Below are 8,821 nucleotides of genomic sequence, written 5' to 3' on the forward strand. Positions count from 1 at the left end.
CTAGGGAACTTTGGTGAGGACCTTCCGAAATCCAATCCATATCCCGACCAACATTCCAAGTAATCCGCAGCCACCAGCCAAGAATAAAAACCCCATGGCCCGGCCAATGCCATCCCACCCCCCTGAACCGCCTTCAAACAGCTCCGTCGCAACGGGAGTGGCACCCAAAACCAATCCGACAACGACACCGGCAATGGTACCCAGCACAGTGATGCCCATAACGATGAGCGTGGCGCGCAGTCTTCGCACGATATTGGCCATCACCGTTTGGCATCCAGCATGCCGTAGGGCCGTTCCTTCACGCTTTTGAGCAGGCCCACGATGACATCTGTGCCTTTCATCGGCGCCATCTCGGGGTAATCCTTCATCTCGATGGAGCCCTCAATCACAAAGTGGCCGTTGTGAAAGCTGTTTACTTTGCTATCGGTGGCCACCCAGCGGAATTCCCGTTCGGTTTCGCTGTACTTGCCGTCACTGACGAACAGCCGGCCCTTGCGCCCTGCAACCTTCATGCTACTGGAGGCCAGGAAAGCCAGCATGCCGCTGGCTTCGCTCTGCACGTCTTTCAGTCTCTCTTCGCTTGTGTAGGTGCCTCCCATCAGAGTAAATTCGGAGCGCTTGCCGTTGTAGAATTTCATGCTGTACCCCTCCCGCTCCGGGGCCACGGTGTTCACCACCACGAATTCCCGGTCCAAGCATATGCCGGCCTTCTTGTGGGGCCAGGGGTGGTATTCAACATGGCCGGCTCGCTCCTGAATCCCGGCCAGGCGCTCACGGAAAATGGCTTTGTAGTCGGGTTCGCTCCGCTTCACCACACCAAGTGCTCCCTGCCCCTGGATAGCAATGGCCTGCCCAACCTCTGGGAAATCTTTCAGGAAGAAGGTTTCAAACTTATGCGCTGCATCAGGGTCTTCACTTAGATAAGGGAGTTTTCTCCGATCCGCATAATAAACCAACGTCTTGAGACTACCCTCCAGGTTTTGGTGCACATACCCCGTCTCGACTTTTTCTTTTAGCCGTTCGACCTCCACCCGCGCCTGCCACTCTTCAACGCGTTGTTCTCCCCGATAAGCAGTGTCGTGGACTTGGTCTTCAGGTGGGTACACCGAAGCCATGATCGCTTCATCATTATACCCACTACGAATCAGTTTCATGTCTGCCGGCAGTTCTAACTGATAGCGGCCCGCGCAGTGTTCCGTAAACTCAAACTCCGGTACTTCTGCCTCGTTGACGTCCGTTTTGTTCATGGCCATTCCTTGTGCGGTCTGTGTCAGTAATAACAACCCTGCCAGGGCGTTGCGGATAAGTGGTGACATTCAGCCTCCCAGCTTGCTGTGGATGTCGGGCAACAACGTTTGCAGTTCACCCACTACCAAGTCTCGTACGTCTGGGCAATTGAAAAACGTTTGATGCTCCTCCGTGGCCGGGATCGGCAGGCGTTTAAACCCGCCTGCTGCCGAGGGGTGATCACCCGCGCCCGCATGGACTGTGCCATCCCCCGGGGCGCTTTCCGATTGCAGTTTATATTTGGCGACATTAGCCCGGGGAGGCGGCGGTGGGTGGTTTGTATAGGGTGCATGTTGTGCCCAGTCGTCGAAGGCCGCATCGTGCCGTTGCTTTTCTTCCGGCCCGTACAGACTTACCGTACCGTCGCCGAAAAATACGGCATGATTCTCATCGCGGTACACCTGCCAATCGTCACGACTACCATCGGAGACTTCTTCACCCTCCCACACACAGCGATCGAAAGAGAGGTCATTCTCGTTGTTGCTGTAAACGAGAGTGGTGGTGTTGTGGAAGTTGTCTGCCAACTTGCTGTGAAATTGTGCCATAGAGCTCAAACGCGATCTCATCGCATAGACATGATCGTCAAACATTTCTTCTTCATATCTAACTTTGCTGATCTCCGGCGCCAACAACTCCGGCTGAATCATCCGGTACCACACATCGAACCGGGAATAGAAATCGAACACGCCCTCTCCCTGCCCGATATCTATCACGTCCGGATCTTGCTCGTCGGTTTTGAGGTGTAGCCAATCTGCCTGATTGTCTGCCGTGCGGTATAGCTGATTCGGAAGCAGTTCCAACCCGCCCTGGCAAAAGCCGAGAATGGCCGTAACATCGGCGGCGTTCTTACCTAGAACAAACTTTGGCATTCCGGATTCGCCTGCCCGAAACTTCTTGTAGGTGGCCGGGCTGCCGTGGGTGGGCATAGCTCCGTGAATAACGGCTTCCACTTCGCCCTCAAGGCCAGACAAAGAAAAACCAGCTCGGGAGGCGTAGCCGCCCATGGAATGGCTGATAACCACAAATTTGATATCGGATGGGGATAACCCGCGCTCATCCTCCGCCACGATCTGTTGGCGGAATTCATCCAGGCGCTCTTTCAGGCGTTCGCCCGCAGCCTCGTTGCTGAGCATCCAGTTATAGCCCACGGTGAAGACAGGAAAGCGCAGCCCCGGGTACAGCCGAGAGAGCGTCCGCCCTTTATTCTCCAGGTGCTTCAGGAAGCTCCCATAGCTATCCCAATGCACCTCGCCCCAGCCTCGGCTGCGTTTTTCCTCTACTTGCGAGGGTGGTACGGCTGTGTAGATGCGAAAATAGTCGTCGGTGCCTTCATCGATGTCCAGCAGGTCATTCTTTCGATCAACAATAGGTTTTCCCTCATCACCGGCTGCGTCATTAACCAATAACTGCTTTCGCTTCAAAGGCCCTGCAAAGGCAAAGTCGCTCACTCGGGGGATCACGCCGACGTATCGGCGGGCAGAGCGACCTTTTTCTTCCAAGCTATCACCTGCTTTTTTCACTCCAATCCAACGGCGCTGGAACCATTTGCCCGCCACCTGCCAGCCGTTGTCATCATCGGTGGACTGGGCTTCGGCCATTTCCTGCTCTCTTTGTTCCTTAATCTCGATGGCCGCGCCGCTGGGGCCTTCGAAAGCAGCACCAGCAGCAGGGTCCCATACGGATTTCTCTGTTTGCGAGTTCTTCAGCCTCGTGCCCATAATTCCCGGCACGAACACCAAGGCGACCGCACCGGGGCGGCACTTGCAATCTTCACTGCAGCTCATCCACGCTCTCCTTGTGTTGTGTCCGTTCCTTTGCCCATTCCAGCATCCGCTCCGCCCGGAACTGCTCCAATGCACCGGAGGCCATATAGCCTTGCACCACCGGGTGCTCCAGAGCATTCGGCACGTAGTGCAGGGCTTCCAGGAACAGGGTTACGGCAGGCCGGCTTGTAAAACCGGCGTCGGCAGCCAGGCTCAACCCTGCCGTAAGCTGGGCCTTGCACTTGGGCCAGTCAGCCGGCGGGTCTGGCAGCTCCAGTAAATGGCGGGCTAAGGCAAAATGCCGAATACGCTGTTGCTGGGCTGGCATGTGGTCGAGGTCTTCCTGGGTGAGTGTCCAGCTCATGGTCAAGCCACCGTCACAGCTGGGTCGCCTTCAAGCACCACGCCACCATGGGCGGTAGTGCTTCCCTGAAGTACAACGGGAATGCCGTTCACGGTCAGGCCTGATGTGCCCTGCATCAGGGTATCTGGCCCGCCCACCTTGCAGCTGCACTTGTGGCCTTTAAGGGCAACCGGCACGCCGTTAACGGTGAAACCTTGATCGCCTTCGCTAATACCGCCACCCACGTGCGGCGCGGTTCCTGCAAACATAGGGCACGCGTGGAAATGCCCTTTCAGTGATACGGGAATGCCCATCAGGTTTCCTCCGTGAATAGTAATGGACGATTGGTAAGGCCCCCACCTGTGTCTGCCTGCTGCCAGAGCTGACACTGATGCGGGTGGTTATAGGGGTTCAGGTCGGTGTGAACCAGCAGCTCGAATGGCGCCATAAAATCATCGCGGCGCTGCTGCGTGCAATCTTCAAGATAAGGGAAAAGCACCCGGGGGTCGTACCAGCGAAAGCGGGTTGTCTCTCCGCTAGGCAGTTCGGCGTATACCCGGGCCCTGAGTTGGTTAACCAGTGCTTTCTGGCCAAGGGAGCTGGCACACCACAGGCTGGCGTGGCCCAGTGGGTCCTTTTGCAGGCAGGTGTCCACAACATCGGGGTAGCCGTCTACTCTGATAAGCCATGGGCCACTGTCGGCCAGTTCTTCGTCTTGCTGCTTGAACAGGGATTGCAACGGGGCACCCGCTCCGCGGGCGTACCAAAGGGGTTCGGCGCAACTGGCGGCATCCAGTATCAACCACTGAACGCCGACATCCAACAGGGTTACCCGGCGCTGTTCGTTGTTCATGCACCGTCTCCGCATGCGGAACAGATGTCTACCAACGGTGTTCCTTCCCGCGCCGCACTTTCCAGCGTTTTGATTTGTGATGCCGCACCCGTGGAGACCGCAACGGGGCCGTTCAGTTTGATGGAAGGGGAGTCCACGGTAACGCCGCCAGAATCGATGGTAATCTTGCCACCGGGCCCTTGGATCACCACGCTTTCGCTGCCCGTGAGGGTCAGGTTCCGTGTATGGATCAGCGCGCTCTCACCCGCTTCTATCACCACCTTTCCCTGAACTTTCTGGGTGTAGTGACCACCCACTTCGAGATCGTGATTGGCTCGGCTGTATTCATGGCGCCGGTCTGCGACTTCTAACCGGTAATGGCGGCCAATGCTGGTAAATCTATCCTGGGTAACTTCAAGGGTTTGGTCCTGCCCGATACGGGCTTTTTGATCACGGCCAATGTCGATTTGCTCATCCCGCTCTACATTCAGCCGTTGGTCGTTGCCTATGTGCTTTTCTCGGTCGTTGCCTATCGAGTAGGTTTGATCGTTCTGTATTTCCAGATCATGATCTTTTTGCGCCCGCAAATAGATGCGCTGCTTTTCCTGCTCGTCTTCAAAACTCAGCTCGTTGTACCCCTCCCCTTGATGGGTTTGGGTGCGTAGTACGGTTTTGGTTTTATTGGTTGGCAGGGTATAGGGCGGGGTATTGGTTGCATGCCAGGTTCTGCCGGTAATAATCGGTTGGTCTGGATCGCCATCAAGAAAGCTGACAATAACCTCATGGCCAATTCTTGGCAGCGCCATAAATCCATATTGGCCGCCAGCCCAGCCTTGGCTTACCCGCAGCCAAGCACTGCTGTGTTCATCATCTTCACTGTATCTGTCCCAAGGAAAGCGAACTTTTACGCGCCCGAATTCGTCGCAATGAATTTCCTCCCCTGCAGGGCCGGTTACTTTCGCTATTTGAGGGCCATCCATGGTCGGGCGTGAGTGATGGTTGGCTGGCCGCCAATGGGTATTACCGGGCACCACTGAGAATTCGTTGCTATAGGTTGTTGGCTCTGCACCCGCATCTTCTTCGAGGGCTTGTGGCTGAGTGCCGTGGTGATGCACTTTGGTGAGCAGCCAGTTTTTATTCGCTAGCTCATCCTCATGCCCTGCCATTGGGAAACAGGCCCCTGCGGTAAAGTCCGGCCTGTTACTTTTCCCGTGGCCGGTGCTGGCGTTATTTCTGAGGCCGCCCAAGCGTGCCTCTGTGAACGCAGAGCCGCTGGCGTCCTGCTTATAGCGCCCAGGGTAATCGTAGTGTTCATACTCTGGCCTATGGTGCGAATCTGTTGCCACGTCTCTATAGTGATCGAGTCCGTAAGCGGGTTTTTTGAAGGTATAGTCCTTCATTGCTACGCTGGCTACCGTTACCCTTTCGCTATAGTCGAATTGCCAGATGCAAGGTGTTTTTGCGCTGCCACCAGACAGCATATTGCACACAGCTTCAGCAAGCTTGCGGGCGTCCATGTGGTGGTCTGCAATCGTTAATCCGGCCTGCTCACCCTCATGTTCAAAAAAGTAGTGCCAGCCCTCTTCTGCAGCCAGCCGCTGAAAGAAATTTAAACCGGTTTCACGGTACTGAACACAGTATTCACGCTCAGCAACCGGTTGGCGCAAATTAAAAACAGTGCTCACAACCCCACCCTCAGTGAGCAGCGCCTGGAGAATGGCTTGGGTGTCTTTTTGTTGAAACACCCTGCTGTTCTGAGCAAGCTCAAGCCGCCACAGCGAGGGCTTTACGATCAACCGATATCGAGTTCGCCGCCGGCCAGATGAATCGCGACAAAACTCTGAAACCACGCCTCTGAACTGCCGAAGAACGGCACCATCCTGAAACACCGTTAACTCCACATCCTGCTCAAGTACCTCTGATGCATCTATGGATGTGAGCGGGCTGTAGAGCGTGAGATTAAGCTGAAACACTTCAGACAAGGCTTCATGCGCATCAAACTCATATACACTGAAGACATCACTCGGGAGCGCCCCGATACGTACCGTATACTGCAATCCATTATTGCCTATCATTGCCAACATCCTTTGTCAGACTGAATTCCTTCAGGCTTGGTTGTTCCTTACAATTTTTGGGAGCGGGGTTTGTGAGTAGTCACAGGTGCGGAGTAATCCATGCCCTCATCTCCTTGAGAACGCTATCTGGTGCTTCCTTGATATGCTTAAATCTAGCAAACAACCATTTGAGAGCACAACCTGTACCAATTTCACCCATACTTGGCCCTAACCAAGGTAAAAACGGGCTGGCCGGGGGCACAAGGGCCTATCATTCCTTGCTATACAAAAGCAGGTTTCTTGCATTACTTAAGTTTAGTTTCGAACTGCGAGAGAGTTACGTATAATTGCGCGCACAAATTTTAACCGCAGTTAAACGCTCACTCGAGACCTACCAGGAAGGATCGCACATGCAATTCGACAACATCCCCGCAGGCAAAAATCCGCCTGAAGACATCTACGTTGCCATTGAAATTCCGGCCTTCAGCTCCCCGGTTAAGTATGAGCTAGACAAAGACATGGGCGCGCTACTGGTAGATCGGTTTATGGCTACCCCCATGTTTTACCCGGCAAACTACGGGTTTATTCCCCACACTTTGGCTGACGACGGCGACCCGATCGACGTACTAGTTGTTACCCCGCATCCGGTTGAGCCAGGCTCGATTATCCGCTGCCGCCCGGTGGGCGTTCTGAACATGGAAGATGAAGCTGGCGGAGACGTAAAGCTGCTTGCCGTACCACACAGCAAGCTGACCAGCATCTACGATGATGTCAACGAGCTCGAAGATCTACCCGAATTGCTGCGCGCACAGATCAAACACTTCTTCGAGAACTATAAAACTCTTGAGCCGGGCAAGTGGGTCAAGGTGCAAGGCTGGGGCAGCGCTGCCGATGCCAAGCAAGCCATTGTTGATTCGATCAAGGCCTATACCAACTAACTTGCCTGATTGAAGACATAAAAAAACCGGGCCAATTGCAGCCCGGTTTTTTATGTCTGAATGAATGCCCTCAGCCTCGGGACAGGAGATCCCGCATATCACTGATCGCCGCGCTAGCGCGGGAAAGGTAAGCCGCCATTGTCAGTGAGTGGTTCGCCAGAACACCAAACCCGCTACCATTGAGGACAACCGGGCTCCACATGTCGCCCTGAGCACCTTCCAGCTCAATAATGACCTGCTTCACGCTGGCCATAGCGTTTTTATCCTGAAGCACTTTGCGGAAATCCACTTCAACCGCGCGGAAGATATGCAGCAATGCCCAGGCACTGCCTCGGGCTTCATAAAACACATCGTCAACTTTTGCCCAGTCGGCTTTGATATCCGTGCCACCGGTTTCTTCGTTCAACGGATTATCTGGATCAACATTGGCCACAGCCTCTGATACCGATGCCTTACCAACGCTCTCACCCAACGTACGCGAAAGGCTGCCCAAACGAGTTTCCAGGTCGCTCAGCCAGTTGCTTAGGTTGTCTGCCCGGGCAAAAAACTGGGCATTGGCCTGCTCAGGACTGGACAGGCGATTGAGGTAACGCTTTAGCGCCGTGATACCGCGACGATACTCTGCCTCCGTAGAAGGGATCGCCCAACTTCCGCTGTCAAAGTGAAACTGCGGCTCGGCAATGATTAGGTCCGGATCTTCTGAAGACTGGCTCTGGGAGCGGCTAATGTCTTTGCGCATGGCTCGAGAAAGGTCACGCAACTGCACCAGCACGCCGTACTCCCAGTTAGGCGTGTTATCCATCCACAAGCCCGGCGGGAAAATATCATTGGATATATAGCCGCCTGGTTTGTCCAGGAGGGTTTCAGCAATACGGATCATGGTAACAGTTGTCGCAAAGCCGGTTATAGGCTCCCGCTGCATTTCGTTAGCAACCGCGCGGGTATGTTCGCGCACTGAGAAGGAGTCCGGCTCACTGCTCCAGTATATGCCCAGCACTACTGTTACCAACAAATAGATCAGCAGAACAATAATTACAAACTTACCGATTGCGCCGTTGTTACCGGAGTAATCTTGAGCATCTTCTTTTTTGTCCCTGAAATACTGTCTGATTTTGCCTGGCATCTTACGTTAAGCCCCTTGTCTGTAAATTGACTATGCAAACGGTCTGTACGAATCCTAACCTATGGCGCTCTCTATATACACACCGCAGAATTCACAAACAATTACACAGTGCCATCTACGCCGACAACTCGAAACACTATAGACTCCAGAAACAGACTAAGGTTGAGAAAATCGTCCACACCGTAAGGGGCGGCCCACAATGAAAAAAAGGCAGGCCGGAGAACAATGAGCGACGCAAGCCAGAAAGAAAAACTCAGGCAACATTTTGCACGGCGTGTAACAACCCAGGCGCGGGTTGTTCTGGATACTTGGCAGACAATTCACAGCAACAGTGATGCATTTGCCGCACACCGTGAAGAGCTTCTGTCCGCTTCTGATAAGTTGGTGCGCTATGCACAAAGGTTCGAGATGGAAGGCCATGCAGTGGCGGGCAGGAAAATCCTCGGACTCATTCGCGGCTGGCCGATCAACTCCACCCTAG

Annotated in this window: 9 protein-coding genes and 1 pseudogene; 2 read left to right on the forward strand and 8 right to left on the reverse strand. The window is 54.3% G+C overall.

Annotation, left to right across the window (positions count from 1 at the left end; genetic code table 11):
* Genes ACTH3S_RS16640 through ACTH3S_RS16670 form a run of 7 tightly spaced genes read right to left on the reverse strand, consistent with a single transcriptional unit; the run spans position 1 to position 6,300 of the window.
* Complete coding sequence (locus tag ACTH3S_RS16640; protein ID WP_441810131.1) at positions 1 to 261, reverse strand: hypothetical protein; 261 nt, start codon at positions 259 to 261, stop codon at positions 1 to 3.
* Positions 261 to 1,316 (reverse strand): hypothetical protein, encoded by a 1,056-nt coding sequence (locus ACTH3S_RS16645; protein WP_441810132.1) that lies wholly within the window; start codon positions 1,314 to 1,316, stop codon positions 261 to 263. The genes ACTH3S_RS16640 and ACTH3S_RS16645 overlap by 1 nt, the downstream gene beginning before the upstream one ends.
* Positions 1,317 to 3,071 (reverse strand): esterase/lipase family protein, encoded by a 1,755-nt coding sequence (locus ACTH3S_RS16650; protein WP_441810133.1) that lies wholly within the window; start codon positions 3,069 to 3,071, stop codon positions 1,317 to 1,319.
* Positions 3,058 to 3,414: a hypothetical protein gene (locus ACTH3S_RS16655; protein WP_441810134.1), complete on the reverse strand. Its 357-nt coding sequence runs from the start codon at positions 3,412 to 3,414 to the stop codon at positions 3,058 to 3,060. The genes ACTH3S_RS16650 and ACTH3S_RS16655 overlap by 14 nt, the downstream gene beginning before the upstream one ends.
* A gap of 2 nt (positions 3,415 to 3,416) precedes the next feature.
* Positions 3,417 to 3,707: a PAAR domain-containing protein gene (locus ACTH3S_RS16660; protein WP_441810135.1), complete on the reverse strand. Its 291-nt coding sequence runs from the start codon at positions 3,705 to 3,707 to the stop codon at positions 3,417 to 3,419.
* Positions 3,707 to 4,246: a DUF4123 domain-containing protein gene (locus ACTH3S_RS16665; RefSeq protein ID WP_441810136.1), complete on the reverse strand. Its 540-nt coding sequence runs from the start codon at positions 4,244 to 4,246 to the stop codon at positions 3,707 to 3,709. The genes ACTH3S_RS16660 and ACTH3S_RS16665 overlap by 1 nt, the downstream gene beginning before the upstream one ends.
* Positions 4,243 to 6,300, reverse strand: coding sequence for a type VI secretion system Vgr family protein (locus ACTH3S_RS16670; protein WP_441810137.1), 2,058 nt, complete (start codon positions 6,298 to 6,300; stop codon positions 4,243 to 4,245). Before ACTH3S_RS16670 ends, ACTH3S_RS16665 begins: the two co-directional genes overlap by 4 nt.
* 389 nt (positions 6,301 to 6,689) lie before the next feature.
* Here ACTH3S_RS16670 and ppa point away from each other — a divergent pair, with 389 nt between their 5' ends.
* Entirely contained in the window at positions 6,690 to 7,217 is a 528-nt protein-coding gene (gene ppa / locus ACTH3S_RS16675) for an inorganic diphosphatase (RefSeq protein WP_441810138.1), read from the forward strand.
* 70 nt (positions 7,218 to 7,287) lie between these two features.
* On the opposite strand, the gene ACTH3S_RS16680 is transcribed toward ppa, so the two are convergent.
* Positions 7,288 to 8,340 (reverse strand): DUF2333 family protein, encoded by a 1,053-nt coding sequence (locus ACTH3S_RS16680; RefSeq protein WP_441810139.1) that lies wholly within the window; start codon positions 8,338 to 8,340, stop codon positions 7,288 to 7,290.
* A gap of 225 nt (positions 8,341 to 8,565) precedes the next feature.
* Between ACTH3S_RS16680 and ACTH3S_RS16685 the strand changes: the two are divergent.
* Positions 8,566 to 8,821, forward strand: a pseudogene (locus tag ACTH3S_RS16685) (diguanylate cyclase response regulator); the annotation flags it as partial.

Origin of the sequence: Marinobacter sp. (assembly GCF_052094685.1) — a bacterium.
In the GTDB taxonomy this organism is placed as follows: domain Bacteria; phylum Pseudomonadota; class Gammaproteobacteria; order Pseudomonadales; family Oleiphilaceae; genus Marinobacter.

Excerpts from the sequence above, each read along its gene's own strand:
- ACTH3S_RS16640 (WP_441810131.1), bottom strand. The coding sequence starts at position 261 with ATGGCCAATATCGTGCGAAGACTGCGCGCCACGCTCATCGTTATGGGC.
- ACTH3S_RS16645 (WP_441810132.1), bottom strand. The coding sequence starts at position 1,316 with ATGTCACCACTTATCCGCAACGCCCTGGCAGGGTTGTTATTACTGACA.
- ACTH3S_RS16650 (WP_441810133.1), bottom strand. The coding sequence starts at position 3,071 with ATGAGCTGCAGTGAAGATTGCAAGTGCCGCCCCGGTGCGGTCGCCTTG.
- ACTH3S_RS16655 (WP_441810134.1), bottom strand. The coding sequence starts at position 3,414 with ATGAGCTGGACACTCACCCAGGAAGACCTCGACCACATGCCAGCCCAG.
- ACTH3S_RS16660 (WP_441810135.1), bottom strand. The coding sequence starts at position 3,707 with ATGGGCATTCCCGTATCACTGAAAGGGCATTTCCACGCGTGCCCTATG.
- ACTH3S_RS16665 (WP_441810136.1), bottom strand. The coding sequence starts at position 4,246 with ATGAACAACGAACAGCGCCGGGTAACCCTGTTGGATGTCGGCGTTCAG.
- ACTH3S_RS16670 (WP_441810137.1), bottom strand. The coding sequence starts at position 6,300 with ATGATAGGCAATAATGGATTGCAGTATACGGTACGTATCGGGGCGCTC.
- ppa (WP_441810138.1), top strand. The coding sequence starts at position 6,690 with ATGCAATTCGACAACATCCCCGCAGGCAAAAATCCGCCTGAAGACATC.
- ACTH3S_RS16680 (WP_441810139.1), bottom strand. The coding sequence starts at position 8,340 with ATGCCAGGCAAAATCAGACAGTATTTCAGGGACAAAAAAGAAGATGCT.